The organism is Pseudomonas sp. FIP_A4, assembly GCF_036701605.1.
Lineage (GTDB): Bacteria > Pseudomonadota > Gammaproteobacteria > Pseudomonadales > Pseudomonadaceae > Stutzerimonas > Stutzerimonas phenolilytica.
The window spans coordinates 519,412-540,965 of record NZ_JAYDXP010000122.1 but is presented as its reverse complement, the minus strand read 5'-3'; the positions used below and the strand labels follow the sequence as shown (position 1 = coordinate 540,965).

The following is a 21,554-nucleotide window of genomic DNA, read 5'->3' as shown; positions in this document are numbered from 1 at the left end:
TGTACGTACACGACATGGGCAAGAGCCAGTGGGAACACCCGGACGACGCGCATCTGATCGACGCGACCAGCGCCTATTACGTGATCGGCACTTCGCTCAAGGGGGCGATGGGTGCATCGCTGGCGAGCTTCTCCGACGAGGCGGCCGCGAACAAACTCGCGGCCGAGCATGGCGGTCGCGTGCTGCGCTTCGAGCAGATCGACCAGGCCTTGCTGCAGGAGGCTGCGAGCATGCAGCACGGGGCGATGCATGATGAACACGCGCCAGCGCAACACGACAACGCACACGCCGGTCACTGACCGCGTCAATCCAACGAGGTGAGTTAGTTATGGGTATCAGCATCTGGCAACTCCTGATCATCCTACTGATCGTCGTCATGCTGTTTGGCACCAAGCGCCTGCGTGGCCTGGGTGCGGATCTGGGCAGTGCGATCAGCGGGTTCCGCAAATCCATCAGCGACACTGAGAGCGCCTCGTCGACCGAGGCGATCAAGCAGGACGCCAATCGGGTCTGACGCCAGGGCGTCCAGATCCGGCATCGCCTGGCCTGCATCGGGCCAGGCGATTCCCCCGCTTCCCCGCAGCAACTGCGGGCATCTTCGCGGCGCCGCGCACCGCTTTCGCGGTGTTCGCCTGCGCAAATTCGCCGTCGCGCCGCAATTTCTCTTCGATATCCCGTTCCGCCTGCAACGCTGCCAATCTCAGTCCCGGCGCTGCGGGGATTTCTGACCGTCCGGGAAAAAGCTGATTGCAATCAAGTCTGTCGAGGGCTTCTAACCTGTAGAAAGTAACCCTGGCTCCCGATGTCGTGGGAGCTCACATGGTTCCGGTCAGCTTGCACCATCCTGGCGCATCTGCCGGGCATGAGAACGATCTGGAGGCCTTCCGTGCAAGTTATCGATCGGCGAAAAGCCCTGAGTATCCCGCCCATCTGGAGGCTCGCGTTTCGCCCATTCTTTCTCGCCGGCAGCGTCTACGCGCTGCTGGCAGTTCCGCTCTGGGTAGCCGCCTGGACCGGCTTCTGGCCAGGCTTGCAACCCACCGGCGGCTGGCTCGCCTGGCATCGCCACGAAATGCTGTTCGGCTTCGCGATGGCCATCGTTGCCGGTTTTCTGCTCACCGCCGTACAGACATGGACAGGCCAGGTCGCGCCGTCCGGCAACCGGCTGATGGCGCTGGCGCTAGTCTGGCTGGCGGCGCGTCTGGGCTGGCTGTTCGGTCTGCCGCTGGCGTTGCTGGTGCCGCTGGAACTGCTGTTTCCGCTCGCCGTCGCGCTGCTGATGGCGCAGATGCTCTGGGCGGTGCGGCAGAAGCGTAATTACCCGATCGTGGCGGTGCTGTCGTTGATGATCGCGGCCGACGTGCTGGTGCTGGTGGGGCTGCTGCAGGGCGATGACGGCCTGCAACGCCAGGGCGTGTGGGCCGGCCTGTGGCTGGTGGCTGCGCTGATGGCCCTGATCGGCGGACGGGTGATCCCGTTCTTTACCCAGCGCGGTCTGGGCTGGGTCGAGGCGATCAAGCCGTGGGTCTGGCTGGATGTCGCCTTGCTGGTCGGTACGGCGCTGATTGCGATCCTCTACGCGCTGGGACTGGGGTTGCAGGCGCATCCGCTGCTGGGGTTGCTGTTCGCCGCAGTCGGTGCTGGACACCTGCTGCGTCTGGCGCGCTGGTACGACAAAGGGATCTGGGGCGTCGCGCTGCTGTGGTCATTGCATCTGGCGATGCTCTGGCTGGTGGTGGCGGCGTTCGGCCTGGCGCTCTGGCATTTCGGCCTGCTGGTCAATGCCAGCCCGGCGTTGCACGCGCTGAGCGTCGGCTCCATGAGCGGCCTGATCCTGGCGATGATCGCACGGGTCACCTTGGGGCATACCGGCCGGCCGCTGCAGCCGCCGGCGGGAGTCGTCGCCGCCTTCGTGCTGTTCAACCTGGGCACGCTGGCGCGGGTGTTTCTCACGGCGGTCTGGCCCGTCGCCGGACTCTGGCTTGCGGCGCTTTGCTGGACGCTGGCCTTCCTCATCTATGCCTGGCGCTACGCACCGATGCTGGTGAGTGCACGGGTCGATGGCCATCCGGGCTGATTTCACCGGCGTCGGCGATTTCGCCGGCGCCACGGAGGACGGATCGAACGAGCGAAGGCCGTCTTTCCTTCTGAGGCACCAATCCGCTGTCGGCCGCCGTGCCGGCAGCCGTGGGCTCGGCCGCGCCGAGCAATGGAGTAAACGATGAAAAGCGAATTCCTCGATCGTCTGGCGGTGATCACCGGAGCCAGTTCCGGTATCGGTCTGGCGCTGTGCGCCGCGTTGCTGCAGCGCGGCGCGCGGGTACTGGCTATGTCGCGTACCCTGGGTGGGCTCGAGCCGCTGCTGCAGTCCTATCCCGATCAGTTGGTCTGGCTGCAGGGCGACGTGACCCATGCCGACGATCTGCAGGCATTGAGCCGGCGGGCCGCGGAAATGGGACCGGTGAGCTATCTGGTGCCCAATGCCGGCATCGCCGAGCTGGCCTGCGGGCTCGACATGCCGGCGTTCGACCGGCAGTGGGCGGTCAACGGTGCCGGTGCGCTGAATACCCTGAATGCGCTGCGCGGCGAGTTGGCCAAGCCGGCCTCGGTGGTCTTCATCGGTACCTTCCTCACCCGTTCGGCCTTCCCGGGGCTGGCGGCCTACATCGCCAGCAAGGCGGCGCTGGGCGCGCAGGCACGGACCCTGGCGGTGGAATTCGCGCCGCTGGATGTGCGCATCAACATGGTCTCGCCCGGGCCGACCGCGACCGCAATCTGGGGTAGCCTCGGGCTGACCGACGAGCAGCTCGACGAGGTCGCCGAAAGCGTCACCAAGCGCCTGCTGCCGGGGCATTTCCTTGAGTCCTCGGCGGTTGCCAACGTGATCCTGTTCCAGCTCTCGCAGGGCGCGCGGGGCGTTTATGGTCAGGATTGGGTGGTCGACAACGGCTACACCGTCAGCTGAAGGGGTGATCCCATGTGGTTCAAGAACAAGGCGGCGCTGCGGCTGCAGCAGGAGCTGGACGCACTGCGCGCCAGCCATGCCGAGCAGGCCGCGCGCATCGCCGGGCTGGAGCAGCAGCTGCAGCAGGCCGAATCCGCCAGCCGGGGTGGCCAGCGCCAGCTTGACTATTACCGCGGCGTGTCCGCCAGCCTGACGCGCTTCAGTGTGTCGGTTGCGCACCTGAGCGAATCCTTCGAGTTCCTCACCGGCCAGCTGGGCGAGAACAAGGGGCGCGCTGGTGAAGTTGCGGCCGCAGCGCTGAGCAACCAGAAGCACTTCGGCGAGCTGCAGGGCCGCGCCGCGGAGATGGAAAGCGGTCTGGACCTGGCGTCGCGCAAGGTCGATACCCTGGCCGAGCGCTCGCAGGAGATCAATGGCATCGTTGATCTGATCAGCGGCATCGCCAGTCAGACCAACCTGCTGGCGCTCAACGCGGCCATCGAGGCGGCGCGTGCCGGCGAGGCGGGGCGCGGCTTTGCGGTGGTCGCCGGGGAAATCCGTAGCCTGGCGGAAAAAACCGCGCTGGCGACCGACGACATCGTGCGCAAGATCGGCGAGGTGCAGGCCGAGATTCGCAACGTGCACGACTACATCCAGCTGCAGGGCACTCATGCGCAGGGCTTCAGCCGTACCACCGAGGATGCGGTCGGGGCAATGCGCACCCTGCATCAGCTGGCCGGCGCGATGCGCGAGAGCAGTTCGGCGGCCTCGCTGCGCGCCGGGGTCGAGCTGGCCAACCTCGACGAGCTGTCGCTGAAGTTCGTGGTCTACAACCACCTGCTCGGCGAGCGTTCGCAGCAGGCGCCACAACTGCCCGGCGAGCGCGATTGCCGCTTCGGACGCTGGTATTACGGCGAGGGCAATCGGGACATCCAGGCGCTGGACTGTTTCGCCCAGATCGAGCGGCCACATACCGCTGTGCACGCGCAGGGGCAGGCGGCGATCGATGCATTCGGGCAGGACTCGCTAGAGAACGCACTGCGCCATCTGGAGCGGATGGAGGAGGCCAACCTGGAGGTGATGCGTATCGTCAACGCCGTGATCGAGCAATACGAGCGAAGCGTAACGCGGGCTGCCTGATTCCGCCGAGGCGTTGCGAAGCACGATTGGTCAGTCGTAAAAATGACCAAACGCATGTTTGTGCAATTTTATTGCACTCTTCCTGCAATACTATTCGTTAGAGATTATTCAACTGCCCGCTGACAATGCTCAGGCATTCCGTCTGCGCGACTCACCGTCGCGTCCGAACATGAACCGATCCCTGGAGGAGCGGCGAGTGAGTGCGGTGTGCCGGTCCGTCGACCATTGGAAGTGTTGCGCCTGCAGATTTCTATGCTCGTTCACCGGTGCCCGTGCTGGCCCGCCCAGCGAGCATGAGCGAACAGCACAACCCTGAAGCGATCGCCTACAACTACCACGTGGTGCGGCAATTCACCCTGATGACCCTGTTTTGGGGCGTAATCGGCATGGGTCTTGGGGTGTTCATCGCGGCGCAACTGGTGTGGCCACAGTTGAACTTCGATCTGCCGTGGACCAGCTTCGGGCGGTTGCGGCCCATCCATACCAATCTGGTGATCTTCGCCTTCGGCGGCGGCGCGCTGTTCGCCTCGTCGTTCTACATCGTGCAGCGTACCAGTCACGCCCGGCTGATTTCCGATCGGCTGGCCAGCGTGGTGTTCTGGGGCTGGCAGGCCGCCTGCGTGGCGATGCCGGTCACCTACGCGCTGGGCTACACGACATCCAAGGAATACGCCGAGATGGAGTGGCCGATCGCGCTGTGGGTCACGCTGATCTGGGTGCTCTACGCCTACCTGTTCTTCGGCACCATCGCACGCCGCCGGATCGGCCACATCTATGTCGGCAACTGGTTCTTCGGTGCGTTCATCATCGTCACCGGCATGGTGCACATCATCAACCACGCGCTGATTCCGGTGAGCCTGCTCAAGTCCTACTCGCTTTACTCCGGCGCGACTGACGCGATGGTGCAGTGGTGGTACGGCCACAGCGTGGTGGGCTTCATTCTCTCGGTGGGCTTTCTCGGCATGATGTATTACTTCGTGCCCAAGCAGGCGGGGCGTCCGATCTATTCCTACCGGCTATCGATCGTGCACTTCTGGGCGATCATCTCCATCTACATCTGGGCCGGTCCGCACCACCTGCACTACACCGCGCTGCCGGACTGGGCGCAGAGCCTGGGCATGGCGATGTCGATCATCCTGCTGGCACCGAGCTGGGGCGGCATGATCAACGGCATGATGACCCTGTCGGGCGCCTGGCATAAGTTGCGCACCGACCCGATCCTGCGCTTTCTAGTCGTCTCGCTGGCCTTCTACGGCATGTCCACCTTCGAAGGCCCGATGATGGCGATCAAGACCGTCAACGCCCTGTCGCACTACACCGACTGGACCATCGGCCACGTGCACGCCGGTGCGCTCGGCTGGGTGGCGATGATCTCCATCGGTTCGCTGTATCACCTGATTCCGCGGCTCTGGGGTCGTGAGCAGATGTACAGCGTCGGCCTGATCAACGCGCACTTCTGGTTGGCGACCATCGGCACTGTGCTCTACATCGCCTCGATGTGGGTCAACGGCATCACCCAGGGCCTGATGTGGCGCGCGGTCAACGAGGACGGCACGCTGACCTACTCCTTCGTCGAGGCGCTGGAAGCCAGTCATCCCGGCTACCTGGTACGCATGACCGGTGGCGCGATCTTCGCCGCGGGCATGTTGCTGATGGCGTTCAATACCTGGCTGACCGTGCGCGCAGCGCGCGAAGAGCCACTGACCGGCGTGTCGCCCTTGACCGTGGCCGGCTGACCGCCTCACCGTTTTTCCTCACCTGGTCCAAGGACGGACTTTTTTATTCGCACGCCCTCGCGGCGACCCCCGATCGATCCGCCAAGCAGTAAACATGCACGACTCCCTCAGCCTGTGGTTCCGCTCGTTCATTCCCGCCCCCCTGAATGCTTCACCGAAGGAATGGCTGCGCGCCGCCTTCGGCATCGCCCTGGTCATGCCGCTGGTGTTCTGCGCCGGCTACTGGACCGTCGGCACGCCGCTGACCCTGCAGATCATGGGGCCGGCCGGGGCGTCGGCAGTGCTGGTGTTCGTTGCTTCGTCCAGCCCGTTCGCCCAGCCGTGGGCGCTGCTGGCCGGCAATGTGGTCGCCGCACTGATCGGTATCGGGCTGGGCATGAGCGGTCTGCCGAGTGTGCTTTCGCTGGCGCTGGCGGCCTGTTTGTCGCTGATCTGCCTGTTTTCCCTGCGCTGTCTGCATCCGCCGAGCATCGCGCTGTCGCTGGTGGCGGCGGTCGGTGGCGCGGAGGTACATCAGTTGGGATTCGCGTTGATCGGCCCGGTGCTGTTCTACTCATTGCTGCTGGTGGTGGTTGCGTTGGTCTACAACAACCTCACCGGACATCCCTATCCGAAGCCGCGACTGAGCCGCGAGAACGTCCATCACACCCATGATCTGCCGCCCGGCGAGCGCATGAGCTTCACCCATGACGACGTCGATCGGGCGTTGCGGGAGTTCGGCGAGTATGTCGACGTCACCCGCGACGATCTCGAACGCTTGATCAAGCAGACGGAAAAGCACGCGCTGCGCCGCAGCATGGGGGAGATCACCGCGGCGCACGTGATGTCGCGCGATCTGCGCTGGCACACTCCGGATACTTTCATCGAACAGGCCTGGCAGACGCTGCAGGCGCATCGGCTGCGCTCGCTGCCGGTGGTGGAGGGCGACGATCATCGACTGGTCGGCATCGTGACCCAGGTGGATCTGCTCAAGCACTTCCACCCGCAACCGGGGCGGCTCAGTTTCGGCCAGTTGAACTTCCTGCGCGGCACCAAGCTGCGCGCCATCATGACGTCGCCGGTGGTGTCGGTGACGGCCGATACGCACATGGTAGAGCTGGTCTATCTGCTCTCCGACCGCGGCCTGCACTGCCTGCCGGTGATCGATGCGCAGCAGCGGCTGATCGGTATGATCACCCAGACCGACCTGATCGCCGCGCTCTACCGCAACTGGCTCAAGCATCTCCCGGACTGAGCCGGTGCACCGTCAGATCTCGTAGTACCAGCGCGACCAGTCGAAGTCGTCGCGCGCCACTTCGCGCAGCAGCTCGATGGCCCTGGCCAGCGCCGGAGACTCGCTGGCGCGGGCATGGACCAGGTAGATCGGGTAGGAAAATTCCGGCGCCTGCTCCACCCGCTTGAGAACGCCGCTCTCCAGATAGCGCTGGACCACGCGGGTACGGAAGTAGCCACGCCCGCCGCACTGCACCAGATACTGCAGCGCCAGCGGGCCGAGGCCGAACGACAGTGCGGCGCGGGTGTACTCGGGTAGCGCCTGGTTGTGCTGCTTGCGGAACGCCGGGCCCCAGTCGACATACAGGTATGGCGTGGGGTTTTCCGCCTGCACCACCTGGATCAGCTTTTCCTCCAGCAGTTGTTCGATCTGCAGGCCCGGCCAGTATTCCGGCTGGTGCACCAGGGCGGCATCGAGCACGCCGAGGTCGAGCTTTTTCTGCAGCTCTTCGCCACTGCCGACTTCCAGCCGTATCGCATGGCTCGGCAGGCTCTGGCGCAGGCGCTGGACCCACGCCAGCATCAGCGGATTGCACAGGCTCACTTCGGAGCCGAGGGTCAGCAGCTTGCCGCCGCCCTGTGACAGCGGCAGATCGCGCCGTGCGGCTTCCCAGGTCTGCACCAGTTGGTTGGCGTAGGCGACGAAGCGCTCGCCGTCGTCGGTCAGCCGCGCGCCGGCGCGGTTGCGCACGAACAGGCGGCAGCCCAGCTGGCTTTCGAGGTTGTGCACCCGCGCGGTCACCGCCGTCTGGGTGATATGCATGCGTTCGGCGGCACCGATGAAGCTGCCGCTGCGGATGATCTCAAGAAAGGTACGGGCAAGATCGATATCCACGAACGCGCCTTCAGTGCAAGAAAAATGATTCGACTGAAGATTGTATAGCGGTCGTGGTGAATTGTGGTTGCTACGTTAGGCTATCAGCCCAAAGTGCCGCTCCGTGTGGGGAGCGGCAGAGCGGGGTTAGTGCGAGGTGCCTTCGGCGAATTCGATCTTGTTGCCGACGTTGTACTTGCCGGATGGCTTGTTCATCGGCAGGCGCTTGATCTCTTTCAGCGTGTTGGCGTCGTAGACGATCAGGGCGCCGTCCTTGTCCCAGACACTGAGCAGGGCGTAGCGACCGTCGTTGGTGAATTCGACGTGGGCAGCGATTTTGCCGGGCATCGGCCGCAGGGTATGGGCGACTTCCAGGCGCTGCTTGTCGATCAGATGCACGACATCGTTGTTCGGGCCGAAGAACACATCGGTCCACGCGTAGGGCGAGTTCTGCTGGCTACGCATGAAGAAGCCCGGACCCTGGGTGGGAATTTCCTTGATCAGTTTCCAGGTTTCCAGATCGAGCACCGAGATCAGCCCCTTGCTGATGTTCGGCGTGGCGAACACCCACTTGCCGTCGCGCTTCCAGTAGATGCCCGAGCCCAGGTGCGGCATGCCCGGCAGCGGGATGTCGGTGACCACCCGGCCGCTGTCCAGCTCGATCACCTGGCCGCCGTGGGCCTGACGCGACGTTGCCAGCAGATGGCTGTAGTCGGGCGTGAAGGAGAAGTCGTCGAGGAAATCCCGGGCCTTGATCCGTCGCGGCTCGAAGGTCGGCTCGCCGGCATAGGACAGCTCCCAGGCTTCCTTCACGTCCTTCAGGGCGACCACGAAGCTGTTGCGCGGCGGCGCGGTGTAGACGGCGCTGACCCGCGACGGGGTGCCGTCCTCGGCGACTGCCGGGATGTGCTTGACCAGCGACAGGTCGCGCGCGTCGAGCAGCACCAGATTGCCCGGCAGGTAGTTGCCCACCAGTACCCAGCGGCCGTCGTTGCTGACGGCCAGGTTGCGGGTGTTCAGTCCGGCGCGCACCTCGGCGATCTTGGTCAGGTTGTGCAGGTCGTACTTGCTGATCCAGCCATCACGCGAGGCGAAGTAGACGAAGCGGCCGTCCGGCGAGAACTTCGGCCCGCCATGCAGGGCGAAATGCGACTGGAAGCGCGTCAGCGGCTCGAAGCGGTCGCCGTCGAGGATGGTCACGTGGTGGTCGCCGGCTTCCACGACGACGAACAGGTTCAGCGGATCGGCGCCGTGCTGCGGGGTGGTGGGCAGCTTGGCCAGGTCGGCGAGCATGCGGTGGCTGGCACGGATGTCGGCGTCGCTCCAGCTCGGCGGGGTGGCCGGCGGCTGGTAGAGATAGGTCACCAGACTGGCGATCTGGGTCTCGTCCAGCACACTGGAAAATGCCGCCATCTGGCTGGCCGGGCGCCCGTCGCGAATCACCTTGTGCGCTTCGGCCGGCTTGATCCGCCCGAGGCTTTCCGGCAGTAGGGCCGGGCCGGCGCCGCCGAGGCGGTTGGCACCGTGGCAGCTCTGGCAATGTTGTTCGTACAGGGCCTGGGCCGCATCTGGGGCTTCGGCGGCGGCGGCCCGCGGCACGGCCAGGTCGAGTGCGACGAAGGTGGCGGCCGGCAGCGCGGCCGCCAGCAGCAGGGCAGGAATCAGCCGCATACGGCCTCCGATTCGCGAGGAGTTTCACTGCGCAGGCGCGCCGGGTATTCGACCTGCTGGCCGTCGAACAGGCCGACCACCTGACCGATCACCGTCAGGGTCGGCGGCGTCAGGTGCTTTTCATCGGCCATGCTCGGCAGTTGCTTGAGCGTGCAGCGCACCACCTGCTGGTCCTGGCGAGTACCGTTGCCGATCAGCGCTGCGGGGGTATCCAGCGGCAGGCCCGCGGCGATCAGATTGCGCGAGATTTCGCCAAGGCTGGCCAGCCCCATGTAGAACACCAGGGTTTGTTTGCCTTCGGCCAGCGCGCTCCAGGGCAGGCGCAGTTCGCCGTTTTCCTGCAGATGGCCGGTGATGAACTGGCATGAATGGGCGACATCGCGGTGAGTCAGCGGAATGCCGGCATAGGCACTGCAGCCTGCAGCGGCGGTGATGCCGGGCACCACCTGGCAGTCGATGCCGCGCTCGAGCAGGTACTCCAGCTCCTCGGCGCCACGGCCGAAGATGAACGGGTCGCCGCCCTTCAGGCGCACCACGCGCTTGTTCTGCAGCGCCAGTTCGGCCAGCAGTGCGTTGATTTCCGGCTGCGGCAGGCTGTGGTAGCCGCTGGTCTTGCCGACGTAGTGACGGCTGCAGGTGGCGGGCAGCAGGGCCAGCAGGCCGTCGCTGACCAGACGGTCGTAGACCACCGCATCGGCCTGTTGCAGCAGGCTCCAGGCGCGCAGGGTGAGCAGGCCGGGATCGCCCGGGCCGGCACCGACCAGGGCGACTTCGCCGGGGGCGAACGCGGCGCTCAGCGAGGCGGGTAGCGTGATTGGCTGGTCCATGGGCTCTCCTGAAAATTCTCATCGGGCTGCGGTGTGGCGCTACGCGGCACTTGCCGGCCGCTGTAGTGGATCAAAGGGCGATGCTGGGAATGCGCTGCGGCGTCGGTAGGCCGATCTCTTCATCGGTCAGGTAGCAGCCGGGGTCTTCGGCCCACAGGTTGCCCTCGGCCCAGGCGCGGGTGCGGGTATTGCCGTTGCAGATTGACAGCCAGCGGCAATCGGCGCAGCGGCCTTCGACTGCGCGCGGATGCTGGCGTAGCTGCTGCAGCAGCGGTTGCGGGTTGTCCAGCCAGATGTCGCGGAAGCTCTGCTTGCGCACGTTGCCGACGGTGTGCTGCCACCAGTAGGTGTCCGGGTGCACGTCGCCGATGTTGTCGATGTTGGCGATGCCGCTGCCGGAAGCGTTGCCGCCCCAGGCGCGCAGCATGCCTTCGAGACGCGCGGCGTGCTGCGGCAGATTGGCTTCGACCCACTGCAGCAACAGGATGGCATCGGCATCGTTGTTGCCGCTGACGAAATCGGTCTCGCGGCCGTTCTGCACATCGTCCCAGGCCTGCTCGAACAGCTGACGCATGGCGTCGCGGGTCATCTGATGATGGGCGTCGGCCTTGCGGCTGCGCTTGCCGCGACCGCTGTAGTTGAGGTGCGAGAGGTAGAACTTCTGCACATCGTGTGCGCGCATCAGCTCCAGGATGGCCGGCAGTTGTGGGTAGTTGTTCTGCGTCAGCGTGGTGCGCAGGCCAACGCGGATGTCGTGTTGCCGGCACAGGTCGATGGCATGCATGGAGGCGGCGAAGCTGCCCTTGAGCTGGCGCCAGTCGTCGTGCACGGCTTCCAGACCGTCGATGCTGATGCCGACGTAGTCGTAGCGGGCGGCGACGATCTGTTCGATGTTGCGCTCGTCGATCAGCGTGCCGTTGGTCGACAGCGCGACGAAGAAGCCCTTGTCACGCGCGTAGTCGGACAGCTCGAAGATATCCTTGCGCAGCAGTGGCTCGCCACCGGAGAGGATCAGCACGCGCACGCCGGCGGCATGCAGGTCGTCGATCACCTTGAGCGCTTCGGCGGTTTCCAGTTCGTCGCGGAACTCGCTGTCGGCGGAGGTGGCGTAGCAGTGCTTGCAGGTCAGGTTGCAGCGGCGCAGCAGATTCCAGATCACCACCGGCGGGCGCGCGCCTGTCGCGCTACGGGCACCGAGTACGGGAGTGGTCGGCCGGGCCAGGGCGCGCAGGTAATGGCTGATTCTCAACATGAGCGTTTCTCCTCGGGGAGCGCTTGGCTCCATGGGCACGCCACCCGCGGTGACCTGCCTCGATGGGGTGCAGGATCAACGAGCGCCCGGAGCCTATCCTTGACGAGAAACAATAAAAGACCGGATATGCCACCGCCGCGCCAGAGCGGCGCGACGTGCGGTTGGGGGAGGGGAGGGCAGGGCCTTTCGCCGGCATCGTCGCCGGCGCGCAGGGCTGCGGCTAGTTGCCGCGCAGCATCAGCAGGACGACGATCAGTGCGATCAGCAGCGGCCAGGCGAGCAGCAGCAGGCGCCACAGGCGCGGCGCGTGGCGCAGTTCCATGAAGCCTTCGGTAATCAGCCAGGCCTTGCCCAGTGCCACCAGCAGAATGGTGCCGCCGAGCAGCAGCGTCGAACCGGCGCTGCCGAGCAGCACGGTGGTGATGGAGAGCAGGGCCAGTCCCAACCAGCAGCCGACCAGGACTTTTGAAGCGGACATGGCTACCTCGTCAGTTCAGTACGTACACCAGCGGGAACAGCAACACCCAGACCAGATCAACCATGTGCCAGTAGAGCACGCCGGATTCCATCCCACCGTGGTGTTGCGGTGAGTAGGCGCGGCGCCGGCAGCGCTCGGCCATCCAGCCGAGAATCACCATGCCCAGCAGCACGTGCAGGAAATGGAAGCCGGTGAGGATCCAGTAAAGGGTGAAGAAGCGGTTGTATTCGAGCCCCAGGCCGAGCGAGGACAGATGCCCGTACTCGTTCAGCTTGAGCACCACGTAGACGCAGGATGACAGCAGCGCGGCGAGCAGCAGCAGGCCGGCGCGATTCTGGCGGTCGGCGCGCACCTGCTCGACCGCCAGCGCGGCAAACAGCCCCGAAGTCAGCAGGCTGAGCGTCAGCGCCAGGCCGATAGAGCTGTCCAACGCCTGTCGGCTTTCGGTGAACATGGCCGGATCGAGCAGCTGGGTCACGGCGAAGGCGACGATCAGCAGGGCGAACACGGTCAGCTCGGCGAGGATGAAGAACCACATCGCCAGGTCGCCCGGCAGCCGCCGAACCGGGCGCATGAGCACCTCAGCCGAAGTGGACATCGACGACCTCCATCAGCGCGGCGACGGTCTGCGGGTCGTCCGACAGCGGCTCGGCGAGGCAGGCCAGGCAGGCCTGACGCGGCGTCATGCCGGAGCGGATCATGCGGGCGGTGAAGATTAGCAGGCGGGTGGAGGCGACTTCCTCCAGGTCGTGCTGCTCGAGCCGGCGCAGTGCCTGGCCGAGCTTGACCACTTGCGCGGCGAGCGCGGAATCGACCTGGGCCTCGTTGGCGACGATGCGCTCTTCCTCGGCCTGCGGCGGGTAGTCGAAGCGCATGGCGACGAAGCGCTGGCGGGTGCTGGGCTTCATTCCCTTGAGCAGATTCTGGTAACCGGGGTTGTACGACACCACCAGCATGAAGCCCGGCGGTGCCTTGAGTGCCTCGCCGGTGCGTTCGATGAACAGCTCGCGGCGATCGTCGGCCAGCGGATGCAGCACCACGGCGGTGTCCTGGCGTGCCTCGACCACTTCATCGAGGTAGCAGATGCCGCCTTCGCGTACCGCCCGGGTCAGCGGGCCGTCCTGCCACCAGGTGCCTTGCGCGCCGATCAGGTGACGGCCGACGAGATCGGCGGCGGAGAGATCGTCATGGCAGGCTACGGTATACAGCGGTAAACCCAGGCGATGCGCCATGTGCTGCACGAAGCGGGTCTTGCCGCAACCGGTCGGTCCCTTGATCAGCACGGGCATGCCGTGTTGCCAGGCCTGCTCGAACAGCGCCTGTTCGTTGCCCAGGGGCTGATAGAACGGCGCGTCGGGAGTGTCGGCAACTACGGTCAGTCTTTCGGGCGCATTCACGGGCAATACCTCACTGCGGTAGTCGGTTAATCACGAACGACAAACTACCGCCCACATCACGGCCCCTCAAGGCGTCCGCCGGCAAAGCTTGATCGCGGTCAAGCCCCGCTCGAATTGGTCGCCGCCGGTCCGGCATTCGCTACTCGCAGCGCCAAATGCCGGGCTATCGTCGCCCCCGCGACAAGGCGTCACGCCTGGGGGGTGTCGGGGGGTCTCTTGATTGCCGTCAAGCGCTCGGCGATTTGGGCTCTCCTAGGATGCAACCGCACCAATTAATCACCGGAATTGCCGCACCGCCGTCACTTAGCAGGAATCGCATGAGGCGATTCAGAGGAGAAAACGTATGCGCAAACCACTACTGGCCGGACTTGTCGCCGGCTTTTCGCTGCTCGCTCTGGGCGTAGCCCAGGCGCAAGACACAGCAGAAGACAAAGCCCAGGCCGCTTATAAGAGCCAGGCATCGACCGTCGACCCAGCCAGTGCGCAGGTCGTGCGTTCTCCGGGCGCGCCGGATTTGAGCGCCGGTGAGTTCGAGCAGGCCAAGGAAATCTACTTCCAGCGCTGCGCCGGCTGCCACGGCGTGCTGCGCAAAGGCGCCACCGGCAAGCCGCTGACCCCGGACATCACCCAGGAGCGCGGTCAGGCTTATCTGGAAGCGCTGATCACCTACGGTTCGCCGGCGGGTATGCCCAACTGGGGCACCTCGAACGCGCTGACCAAGGACCAGATCACCTTGATGGCCAAGTATATCCAGCACACCCCGCCGACCCCGCCGGAGTGGGGCATGGCCGAGATGAAGAATTCCTGGAAGGTCCTGGTCAAGCCGGAAGACCGTCCGAAGAAACAGATGAACGATCTCGACCTGCCGAACCTGTTCTCCGTCACCCTGCGTGACGACGGCAAGATCGCGCTGATCGACGGCGAGACCAAGAAGATCGTCAAGACCATCGACACCGGCTACGCCGTGCACATCTCGCGCATGTCGGCCTCCGGCCGCTACCTGCTGGTGATCGGTCGCGACGCCAAGATTGACATGATCGACCTGTGGGCCAAGGAGCCGACCAAGGTCGCCGAGATCAAGGTGGGTATCGAGGCCCGTTCGGTCGAGACTTCCAAGTACAAGGGCTACGAGGACAAGTACGTCATCGCCGGCGACTACTGGCCGCCGCAGTTCACCATCATGGACGGCGAGACCCTGCAGCCGCTGCAGATCGTCTCCACCCGTGGCATGACTGTGGACAAGCAGGAATACCACCCGGAACCGCGCGTTGCGGCGATCATCGCCTCGCACGAGCATCCCGAGTTCATCGTCAACGTCAAGGAAACCGGCAAGATCCTGCTGGTCAACTACAAGGACATCGACAACCTCACCACCACCAGCATCAACGCTGCGCCGTTCCTGCATGACGGTGGCTGGGACAGCACGCACCGCTACTTCATGACGGCCGCCAACAACTCCAACAAGGTTGCGGTGGTCGACTCCAAGGAGCGCAAGCTGAGCGCGCTGGTAGAAGTCGGCAAGATTCCGCACCCGGGTCGTGGCGCCAACTTCAATCACCCGAAATATGGTCCGGTCTGGGCCACCAGCCACCTGGGCGACGAGAGCATCTCGCTGATCGGTACCGATCCGAAGAATCATCCGCAGTACGCGTGGAAGCACGTCGACACCCTGAAGGGGCAGGGCGGTGGTTCGCTGTTCATCAAGACCCATCCGAAGTCCAAGCACCTGTACCTGGATACCACCTTCCACCCGGATGCCAAGGTCAGCCAGTCGGCCGCGGTGTTCGACATCAGCAACCTGGAAGCGGGCTTCAAGGTTCTGCCGATCGGCGAGTGGGCCGGTCTGAAGGACGGTGCCAAGCGCGTCGTGCAGCCTGAGTACAACGAGGCCGGCGACGAGGTGTGGTTCTCGGTGTGGAGTGGTCAGGAGGAGGAGTCGGCCATCGTGGTGGTTGACGACAAGACCCTGAAACTCAAAACAGTGATCAAGGACAAAAGGTTGATTACCCCAACCGGTAAATTTAACGTCCACAACACTCAGTACGACGTTTACTGAGTTTAGCCCCGGGGGCGGGCCTCAAGATCCGCCCCTTCTTTAGCCTTGAGGAAGTACTCATGAAGAAAGTTCTGCTCCCGCTGCTCGCCCTTGGCGGCGCTCTGGCCCTGCAGCCAGCGCTGGCCCAGGACGGCGAAGCGCTGTTCAAGAGCAAGCCCTGCGCGGCCTGCCACAGCGTCGACGCCAAACTGGTCGGCCCGGCTCTGAAGGAAGTGGCAGCGAAGAATGCCGGCGTTGATGGCGCCGTCGATACGCTGGCCGCCAGCATCAAGAACGGCAGCCAGGGCAAGTGGGGTCCGATCCCGATGCCGCCAAATGCCGTGACCGAAGAAGAAGCCAAGGCCCTGGCTACCTGGGTCCTGAGTCTCAAGTAACACCTCTGGAGGACGCCATGACCCGCTCCCGACACGCAGTATCACGTTTGGGGCTGACCCTGGCGTCCCTCCTCCTGATTCCTGCGGCCCTGGCCGCGGCGCCCGCCGCCGAACGCCAGGCGCAACTCGAGCATCTGCTCCTGCAGGACTGTGGCTCCTGCCACGGCCTGCGCATGACCGGCGGCCTCGGCCCGGCGCTGACTCGCGACGCGCTTGCCGGCAAACCCCGTGACAGCCTGATCGCCACCGTCACCCACGGTCGCCCCGGTACCGCCATGCCCGGCTGGAAGGCCCTGCTCGACGAGCAGGACATCGCCTGGTTGGTCGATCTGCTTCTGCAAGGATATCCAAAGCCATGAACCGTCCGTCTTTGCTGCTGGCCGCGGCCTGCCTGTTGCTTGGCGCCTGCGCGCAACAACCGCTGCGTGGCAGCGGCGATCTCGGCGTGATCGTCGAGCGTGCCACCGGCAGCCTGCAAATCATCGAGAGCAGCGGGCAGACCCGCCTGGCGCGGGTCGAGGGTTTGGGCGATCTGTCACACGCCTCGGTGGTGTTTTCACGCGATCAGCGCTTCGCCTACGTGTTCGGCCGCGACGGCGGGCTGACCAAGGTCGACCTGCTCGAACAGCGCATCGACAAGCGTGTGGTGCAGGCTGGCAACAGCATCGGCGGCGCGATCAGCCAGGACGGCACGCTGATCGCCGTCGGCAACTACGAGCCGGGTGGCGTCAAGGTGTTCGACGCCCAGACGCTCGAACTGGTCGCCGACATTCCGGCCACGCCGCTGGCCGATGGCAGCCGCAATTCGCGCGTGGTCGGCGTCACCGACGTGCCCGGCAAGCGTTTCATCTACAGCCTGTTCGATACCAACGAAACCTGGCTGCTGGATTTCAGTCAGGGCAACACCCCGCAGATCACGCGTTTCGACAATATCGGCAAACAACCCTACGACGCCTTGCTGACGCCCGAAGGCCGCTATTACATCGCTGGCCTGTTCGGTGAAGACGGCATGGGCAAGATCGATCTGTGGCACCCGGAGAAGGGCGTCGAGCGCATTCTCGATGGTTACGGTCGCGGCCAGGAAAAACTGCCGGTCTACAAGATGCCGCATCTGGAAGGCTGGACCGTCGCCGGTAACCAGACCTTCGTCCCGGCCATCGGCCAGCACCGCGTGCTGGTGATGGATTCGCAGAACTGGAAGCAGACCGACGCCATCGATGTCGTCGGTCAGCCGGTGTTCGTCATGGCGCGGCCCGATGCGCGGCAGATCTGGGTCAACTTCGCCCACCCGGACAATCACCGGATTCAGGTCATCGACAGCGAAACGCACAAGATCATCGCCGACCTCGAGCCGGGACCCGCGGTGCTGCACATGGAATTCACCGCACGCGGCGACCAGCTCTGGCTGTCGGTGCGCGACGGCAACGAAGTCCAGGTGTGGGACCCGTACCGCCTGCAACTGCTCAAGCGCCTGCCGGCCGAAAGCCCGAGCGGTATCTTCTTCAGCAGTCGCGCGCACGAAACGGGGTTGTGACCATGATGATCGACGATCTCAGCCGCCGCCTGATCGACCGCTATCAGCACGGCATGCCCTTGTGCGCCGAACCCTATCGCGCGATGGCCGACGAGCTGGGCTGCGCCGAAAGCGAGGTGCTGGCGCGCCTGGAACAATTGCAGGAGTTCGGCGGCCTGTCGCGGATCGGTCCGGTGTTCGAGCACAGTCGTGCCGGCGCCAGCACCCTGGTTGCGCTGGCCGTGCCGCAAGCGCGGCTGGAACAGGTTGCCGCGCGCATCAGCGCCTTTCCCGAGGTTAACCACAACTATCTGCGCGAGCACCACTACAACCTGTGGTTCGTGCTGACCGGCCCGGACCGCCCGCATCTCGATCGCCTGCTGGCCGAGATCGAGGCCGATACCGGCCTGGTGCCGCTCGACCTGCCGATGCTGCATGCCTACCGCATCGATCTCGGCTTTCCGTTGGGAGAACCGTCATGAGCATTGCGCTGAACGATCTGCAGGCGATGCACCTGCGCCGTCTGCTGGAGGCCGGCCTGCCGCTGGCGGCACGGCCCTATCGGCAGCTCGCCGAGCAGATCGGCAGCAGCGAGGAGCAGGTGCTCGATCAGGTCCGGCTCTGGCAGGAGGACGGCTTGTTCCGCCGCGTCGGGCTGGTGCTCAAGCATCGCGCGCTGGGTTTTCGGGCCAACGCCATGCTGGTGCTGGACATCCCCGATGCCGAAGTCGATGAGGTCGGGCGCCGGCTCGGTCAGGCCGTTGGTGTCAATCTCTGCTACCAGCGCCCGCGGCGGTTGCCGCAGTGGCCGTACAACCTGTTCTGCATGGTTCACGGGCGTGAGCGCGAGCAGGTCTGCCAGCTGATCGAGACACTGCTCGCCGAGCATGGCCTCAGCGAGGTGCCGCACCAGTTGCTGTTCAGCACCCGCGCCTACAAGCAGTGCGGCGGCCGTTATGCCCCGCCGCTGGCCAGAGAGGCTGCGCATGGATGACTTCGACCGCCAGCTGATCAACCGCCTGCAGCATGGTCTGCCACTCGTGCGGCAGCCGTGGCAGGCGCTGGCCGAGGAGCTCGGGAGCAGCTCCGAGGTGCTGCGCGCGCGCGTGCAGGCGTTGCTGGACGACGGTACGCTGACCCGCTTCGGTCCCATGTTCGATATCGAGCGCTTGGGCGGCGCTTTCACGCTCGCGGCTTTGTCCGTTCCGGAGGAGCGCTTCGACGAGGTGGCGGCGATTCTTGACGCCATGCCGGAGGTCGCACACAACTACCGGCGCGAGCACGCGTGGAACATGTGGTTCGTGCTCGGCTGCGCGACCCCGGAGGGGATCGCCGAAACCATTGCGCGGATCGAGGCGCAGACTGGCTTGCCGGTGCTCAACCTGCCGAAGGAGGAGACCTACCATGTCGGATTGCACTTCCCCGTCTGACGCCCAGTTGCATCGGCGTTTGGTCGAGCTCACCGAGGCCGGGTTGCCGCTGGTCGACGATCCCTGGGCCTGGCTGGCCGATGAGCTGGGGCTGGAGGTGGATGCGACGCTCGCCTTGCTGCAGCGCCTGCAGGCGGGCGGAGCGATCCGTCGGATCGCTGCCGTGCCCAACCACTACCGGCTGGGTTACCGGCACAACGGCATGACCGTCTGGGACGTCGACGATGCCCAGATGGCCCGCCTCGGCCCGCTGATCGGTTCCCAGGCCTTCGTCAGTCACTGCTATCGGCGGCCACGCCGCGACGGTTGGCGCTACAACCTCTTCGCGATGGTGCACGGGCGCGACGCGCGCGACATCGACGCCTATCGCAACCAGATCCGAGCGCTGCTCGGCGAAGCCTGCCGGGCGGACGAAATGCTGGTGTCCAGCCGTATTCTGAAGAAGACCGGCCTGCGCGTGGCCGCTCAGCGCGGCGCCTGAGCGTCGGGCTTAAGCCGGGCCGGCGCACCCACTGCCGGCTGCTCTGGCATCGGAGCTGGCGCATTTTTGCGCAGGCGCCGGCTGATTTTCCCTTCGCGTAATGCCCGACTGTTGTGTTCAGGTTTTTCTTGATTGCCATCAAGCAGGTTTCGATAGGCGCCTTCTTAAACTGGCCACGCCAAGCCATGAGGAGGCGACCATGTCCGAGACCTTCACCAAGGGGATGGCCAGGAATATTTACTTCGGGGGAAGCGTGTTCTTCTTCCTGGTATTCCTAGGCCTGACCTATCACACAGAACAGACCTTTCCCGAGCGAACCAACGAGTCGGAAATCACCGAAGCGGTGGTGCGCGGCAAGGCGGTCTGGGAAAACAACAACTGCATCGGCTGTCACAGCCTGCTTGGTGAAGGCGCCTACTTCGCGCCGGAGCTGGGCAACGTGTTCGTCCGTCGCGGTGGCGATGAGGCCTTCAAGCCTTTCCTGCACGCCTGGATGAAGGCTCAGCCCCTTGGGGCACCGGGTCGTCGCGCCATGCCGCAGTTCAACCTGACCGAACAGCAAGTGGACGATATGGCGGAGTTCCTCAAGTGGACTTCGAAGATCGATACCAACAACTGGCCGCCAAACAAGGAAGGTTGAGTTGATGAACGTCTTTGTTTCCGAATCCTTAGGAGGGCTACGAGATGGGCATCATTAACCCGCATCTCAAATTCCAATCGCAGGCTGTTGCCAAACCTTACTTCGTGTTTGCGCTGATGCTGTTCGTCGGCCAGATTCTGTTCGGTCTGATCATGGGTCTGCAGTATGTGGTGGGTGACTTCCTGTTCCCGCTGCTGCCGTTCAACGTGGCCCGTATGGTCCACACTAACCTGCTGATCGTCTGGCTGCTGTTCGGCTTCATGGGCGCGGCCTACTACCTCATTCCCGAGGAAGCGGATCGCGAACTGCACAGTCCCAAACTGGCCATCATCCTGTTCTGGGTGTTTGCCGCGGCGGGCGTGCTGACGATTCTCGGCTACCTGTTCGTCCCCTACGCCGGTCTGGCGGAGCTGACTCACAACGAGCTGCTGCCGACGATGGGACGCGAGTTCCTCGAGCAACCGACGATCACCAAGATCGGTATCGTGGTGGTGGCCCTGGGCTTCCTCTACAACATCGGTATGACCATGCTCAAAGGTCGCAAGACCGTGGTCAGCACGGTCATGATGACCGGCCTGATCGGCCTGGCGGTGTTCTTCCTGTTCTCCTTCTACAACCCGGAAAACCTGGCGCGCGACAAGTACTACTGGTGGTTCGTGGTGCACCTGTGGGTGGAAGGCGTGTGGGAACTGATCATGGGTTCGATGCTGGCCTTCGTCCTGATCAAGATCACCGGCGTTGACCGTGAAGTGGTCGAGAAGTGGCTGTACGTGATCATCGCCATGGCCCTGATCACCGGCATCATCGGTACTGGTCACCACTTCTTCTGGATCGGTGCGCCGACCGTGTGGCTGTGGCTGGGTTCGATCTTCTCCGCTCTGGAACCGCTGCCGTTCTTCGCCATGGTGCTGTTCGCCTTCAACATGGTGAACCGTCGTCGCCGCGAGCACCCGAACCGTGCCGCCGCGATCTGGGCAATGGGCACTACCGTGACGGCGTTCCTTGGTGCCGGCGTGTGGGGCTTCCTGCACACCCTGGCTCCGGTGAACTACTACACCCACGGTTCGCAGCTCACTGCCGCTCACGGTCACCTGGCGTTCTACGGTGCCTACGCAATGATCATCATGACCATGATCAGCTACGCCATGCCGCGCCTGCGCGGACTCGGTGAAGCGCCGGACGCTCGTGCGCAGACCGTGGAGATCTGGGGCTTCTGGCTGATGACTATCTCGATGGTGCTGATCACCCTGTTCCTCACCGCCGCAGGCGTGGTCCAGGTCTGGCTGCAACGCATCCCGGCAGATGGCGCCGCCATGTCGTTCATGAACACTACTGACCAGCTAGCCATCTTCTTCTGGCTGCGCCTGATCGCTGGCGTGTTCTTCCTGATCGGCCTGGTCTGCTACCTGTACAGCTTCAAGCAGCGTGGCCGGGTAACGGTCACCTCGGCAGCCGCTACCGCGGCCTGAGGCGAAGCGTAGTGATGATCGACGGCCCGGCTGGTACTAGCGGGCCGTTTCGCTTTTCAA

The 21,554-nt window shown here is 64.6% G+C and carries 24 protein-coding genes and 1 pseudogene; 18 read left to right on the top strand and 7 right to left on the bottom strand.

Features of this window, described 5'->3' with window-relative positions:
• The 8 genes and pseudogenes from U8L64_RS12710 to U8L64_RS12680 all read left to right on the top strand — a co-directional run.
• On the top strand, positions 1–299 hold a 299-nt coding region (locus U8L64_RS12710), incomplete at its 5' end, for a nitrous oxide reductase accessory protein NosL (protein ID WP_333397866.1).
• 29 nt (positions 300–328) lie between these two features.
• On the top strand, positions 329–514 hold the full coding sequence (gene tatA / locus U8L64_RS12705) for a twin-arginine translocase TatA/TatE family subunit (RefSeq protein WP_043295752.1): 186 nt from the start codon (positions 329–331) through the stop codon (positions 512–514).
• Positions 515–886: 372 nt separating this feature from the next.
• The gene (locus U8L64_RS12700) at positions 887–2,077 is read left to right on the top strand and encodes an NnrS family protein (RefSeq protein ID WP_043295753.1); all 1,191 of its coding nucleotides are present in this window, start codon (positions 887–889) and stop codon (positions 2,075–2,077) included.
• Positions 2,078–2,221: 144 nt separating this feature from the next.
• Positions 2,222–2,965, top strand: a complete 744-nt coding sequence (locus U8L64_RS12695; protein ID WP_043295754.1) for an SDR family NAD(P)-dependent oxidoreductase — start codon at positions 2,222–2,224, stop codon at positions 2,963–2,965.
• Positions 2,966–3,349: 384 nt separating this feature from the next.
• Positions 3,350–3,619: pseudogene (locus U8L64_RS20395) on the top strand (methyl-accepting chemotaxis protein); the annotation flags it as partial.
• Positions 3,620–3,658: 39 nt separating this feature from the next.
• Positions 3,659–4,084, top strand: a complete 426-nt coding sequence (locus U8L64_RS20390; RefSeq protein WP_442965289.1) for a CZB domain-containing protein — start codon at positions 3,659–3,661, stop codon at positions 4,082–4,084.
• A gap of 293 nt (positions 4,085–4,377) precedes the next feature.
• Positions 4,378–5,820: a cytochrome-c oxidase, cbb3-type subunit I gene (gene ccoN, locus U8L64_RS12685; protein ID WP_234303334.1), complete on the top strand. Its 1,443-nt coding sequence runs from the start codon at positions 4,378–4,380 to the stop codon at positions 5,818–5,820.
• A 94-nt stretch (positions 5,821–5,914) separates the two neighbouring features.
• Complete coding sequence (locus tag U8L64_RS12680; protein WP_333397858.1) at positions 5,915–7,054, top strand: HPP family protein; 1,140 nt, start codon at positions 5,915–5,917, stop codon at positions 7,052–7,054.
• Positions 7,055–7,066: 12 nt separating this feature from the next.
• Here the strand turns inward: U8L64_RS12680 and U8L64_RS12675 are convergent, their stop codons facing one another.
• From U8L64_RS12675 to U8L64_RS12645, 7 genes are all read right to left on the bottom strand, one after another.
• Positions 7,067–7,927, bottom strand: a complete 861-nt coding sequence (locus U8L64_RS12675) for a LysR family transcriptional regulator (RefSeq protein WP_043295758.1) — start codon at positions 7,925–7,927, stop codon at positions 7,067–7,069.
• Between the two features lie 126 nt (positions 7,928–8,053).
• Complete coding sequence (locus U8L64_RS12670) at positions 8,054–9,577, bottom strand: nitrite reductase (RefSeq protein ID WP_077683702.1); 1,524 nt, start codon at positions 9,575–9,577, stop codon at positions 8,054–8,056.
• Entirely contained in the window at positions 9,568–10,404 is an 837-nt protein-coding gene (gene cobA / locus U8L64_RS12665; protein WP_054093549.1) for a uroporphyrinogen-III C-methyltransferase, read from the bottom strand. The genes U8L64_RS12670 and cobA overlap by 10 nt, the downstream gene beginning before the upstream one ends.
• Positions 10,405–10,474: 70 nt before the next feature.
• The gene (gene nirJ / locus U8L64_RS12660) at positions 10,475–11,656 is read right to left on the bottom strand and encodes a heme d1 biosynthesis radical SAM protein NirJ (protein ID WP_273526442.1); all 1,182 of its coding nucleotides are present in this window, start codon (positions 11,654–11,656) and stop codon (positions 10,475–10,477) included.
• 220 nt (positions 11,657–11,876) lie between these two features.
• Positions 11,877–12,134, bottom strand: coding sequence for a cytochrome C oxidase subunit IV family protein (locus U8L64_RS12655; protein ID WP_054093550.1), 258 nt, complete (start codon positions 12,132–12,134; stop codon positions 11,877–11,879).
• A gap of 10 nt (positions 12,135–12,144) precedes the next feature.
• Entirely contained in the window at positions 12,145–12,732 is a 588-nt protein-coding gene (locus tag U8L64_RS12650) for a cytochrome c oxidase subunit 3 (protein ID WP_054093551.1), read from the bottom strand.
• Positions 12,716–13,513: a CbbQ/NirQ/NorQ/GpvN family protein gene (locus U8L64_RS12645; RefSeq protein ID WP_442965288.1), complete on the bottom strand. Its 798-nt coding sequence runs from the start codon at positions 13,511–13,513 to the stop codon at positions 12,716–12,718. The genes U8L64_RS12650 and U8L64_RS12645 overlap by 17 nt, the downstream gene beginning before the upstream one ends.
• Positions 13,514–13,874: 361 nt before the next feature.
• On the opposite strand from U8L64_RS12645, the gene nirS reads away from it, so the two are divergent.
• The 10 genes from nirS to U8L64_RS12595 all read left to right on the top strand — a co-directional run bounded on the left by nirS (position 13,875) and on the right by U8L64_RS12595 (position 21,494).
• Entirely contained in the window at positions 13,875–15,587 is a 1,713-nt protein-coding gene (gene nirS / locus U8L64_RS12640; protein WP_054093553.1) for a nitrite reductase, read from the top strand.
• Positions 15,588–15,646: 59 nt separating this feature from the next.
• Complete coding sequence (locus U8L64_RS12635; protein ID WP_003287397.1) at positions 15,647–15,961, top strand: c-type cytochrome; 315 nt, start codon at positions 15,647–15,649, stop codon at positions 15,959–15,961.
• A gap of 17 nt (positions 15,962–15,978) precedes the next feature.
• Entirely contained in the window at positions 15,979–16,320 is a 342-nt protein-coding gene (locus U8L64_RS12630; RefSeq protein WP_054093554.1) for a c-type cytochrome, read from the top strand.
• Positions 16,317–17,495, top strand: a complete 1,179-nt coding sequence (locus U8L64_RS12625; protein WP_054093555.1) for a cytochrome D1 domain-containing protein — start codon at positions 16,317–16,319, stop codon at positions 17,493–17,495. Before U8L64_RS12630 ends, U8L64_RS12625 begins: the two co-directional genes overlap by 4 nt.
• A 2-nt stretch (positions 17,496–17,497) precedes the next feature.
• Positions 17,498–17,956, top strand: a complete 459-nt coding sequence (locus tag U8L64_RS12620) for an Lrp/AsnC family transcriptional regulator (RefSeq protein ID WP_043295767.1) — start codon at positions 17,498–17,500, stop codon at positions 17,954–17,956.
• Complete coding sequence (gene ahbB, locus U8L64_RS12615; protein WP_156716286.1) at positions 17,953–18,468, top strand: siroheme decarboxylase subunit beta; 516 nt, start codon at positions 17,953–17,955, stop codon at positions 18,466–18,468. Before U8L64_RS12620 ends, ahbB (U8L64_RS12615) begins: the two co-directional genes overlap by 4 nt.
• Positions 18,461–18,904 (top strand): Lrp/AsnC family transcriptional regulator, encoded by a 444-nt coding sequence (locus U8L64_RS12610; RefSeq protein ID WP_043295769.1) that lies wholly within the window; start codon positions 18,461–18,463, stop codon positions 18,902–18,904. The genes ahbB (U8L64_RS12615) and U8L64_RS12610 overlap by 8 nt, the downstream gene beginning before the upstream one ends.
• On the top strand, positions 18,879–19,385 hold the full coding sequence (gene ahbB, locus U8L64_RS12605; RefSeq protein WP_043295770.1) for a siroheme decarboxylase subunit beta: 507 nt from the start codon (positions 18,879–18,881) through the stop codon (positions 19,383–19,385). Before U8L64_RS12610 ends, ahbB (U8L64_RS12605) begins: the two co-directional genes overlap by 26 nt.
• Positions 19,386–19,584: 199 nt before the next feature.
• Positions 19,585–20,025, top strand: coding sequence for a c-type cytochrome (locus tag U8L64_RS12600; RefSeq protein WP_043295771.1), 441 nt, complete (start codon positions 19,585–19,587; stop codon positions 20,023–20,025).
• Positions 20,026–20,069: 44 nt separating this feature from the next.
• Entirely contained in the window at positions 20,070–21,494 is a 1,425-nt protein-coding gene (locus U8L64_RS12595) for a cbb3-type cytochrome c oxidase subunit I (RefSeq protein ID WP_043295772.1), read from the top strand.
• The last annotated feature ends 60 nt before the right edge of the window (positions 21,495–21,554 follow it).

Excerpts from the sequence above, each read along its gene's own strand:
- tatA (WP_043295752.1), top strand. The coding sequence starts at position 329 with ATGGGTATCAGCATCTGGCAACTCCTGATCATCCTACTGATCGTCGTC.
- U8L64_RS12695 (WP_043295754.1), top strand. The coding sequence starts at position 2,222 with ATGAAAAGCGAATTCCTCGATCGTCTGGCGGTGATCACCGGAGCCAGT.
- U8L64_RS20390 (WP_442965289.1), top strand. The coding sequence starts at position 3,659 with ATGCGCACCCTGCATCAGCTGGCCGGCGCGATGCGCGAGAGCAGTTCG.
- ccoN (WP_234303334.1), top strand. The coding sequence starts at position 4,378 with ATGAGCGAACAGCACAACCCTGAAGCGATCGCCTACAACTACCACGTG.
- U8L64_RS12680 (WP_333397858.1), top strand. The coding sequence starts at position 5,915 with ATGCACGACTCCCTCAGCCTGTGGTTCCGCTCGTTCATTCCCGCCCCC.
- U8L64_RS12670 (WP_077683702.1), bottom strand. The coding sequence starts at position 9,577 with ATGCGGCTGATTCCTGCCCTGCTGCTGGCGGCCGCGCTGCCGGCCGCC.
- cobA (WP_054093549.1), bottom strand. The coding sequence starts at position 10,404 with ATGGACCAGCCAATCACGCTACCCGCCTCGCTGAGCGCCGCGTTCGCC.
- nirJ (WP_273526442.1), bottom strand. The coding sequence starts at position 11,656 with ATGTTGAGAATCAGCCATTACCTGCGCGCCCTGGCCCGGCCGACCACT.
- U8L64_RS12655 (WP_054093550.1), bottom strand. The coding sequence starts at position 12,134 with ATGTCCGCTTCAAAAGTCCTGGTCGGCTGCTGGTTGGGACTGGCCCTG.
- U8L64_RS12650 (WP_054093551.1), bottom strand. The coding sequence starts at position 12,732 with ATGTCCACTTCGGCTGAGGTGCTCATGCGCCCGGTTCGGCGGCTGCCG.
- nirS (WP_054093553.1), top strand. The coding sequence starts at position 13,875 with ATGCGCAAACCACTACTGGCCGGACTTGTCGCCGGCTTTTCGCTGCTC.
- U8L64_RS12635 (WP_003287397.1), top strand. The coding sequence starts at position 15,647 with ATGAAGAAAGTTCTGCTCCCGCTGCTCGCCCTTGGCGGCGCTCTGGCC.
- U8L64_RS12630 (WP_054093554.1), top strand. The coding sequence starts at position 15,979 with ATGACCCGCTCCCGACACGCAGTATCACGTTTGGGGCTGACCCTGGCG.
- U8L64_RS12625 (WP_054093555.1), top strand. The coding sequence starts at position 16,317 with ATGAACCGTCCGTCTTTGCTGCTGGCCGCGGCCTGCCTGTTGCTTGGC.
- U8L64_RS12620 (WP_043295767.1), top strand. The coding sequence starts at position 17,498 with ATGATGATCGACGATCTCAGCCGCCGCCTGATCGACCGCTATCAGCAC.
- ahbB (WP_156716286.1), top strand. The coding sequence starts at position 17,953 with ATGAGCATTGCGCTGAACGATCTGCAGGCGATGCACCTGCGCCGTCTG.
- U8L64_RS12610 (WP_043295769.1), top strand. The coding sequence starts at position 18,461 with ATGGATGACTTCGACCGCCAGCTGATCAACCGCCTGCAGCATGGTCTG.
- ahbB (WP_043295770.1), top strand. The coding sequence starts at position 18,879 with ATGTCGGATTGCACTTCCCCGTCTGACGCCCAGTTGCATCGGCGTTTG.
- U8L64_RS12600 (WP_043295771.1), top strand. The coding sequence starts at position 19,585 with ATGTCCGAGACCTTCACCAAGGGGATGGCCAGGAATATTTACTTCGGG.
- U8L64_RS12595 (WP_043295772.1), top strand. The coding sequence starts at position 20,070 with ATGGGCATCATTAACCCGCATCTCAAATTCCAATCGCAGGCTGTTGCC.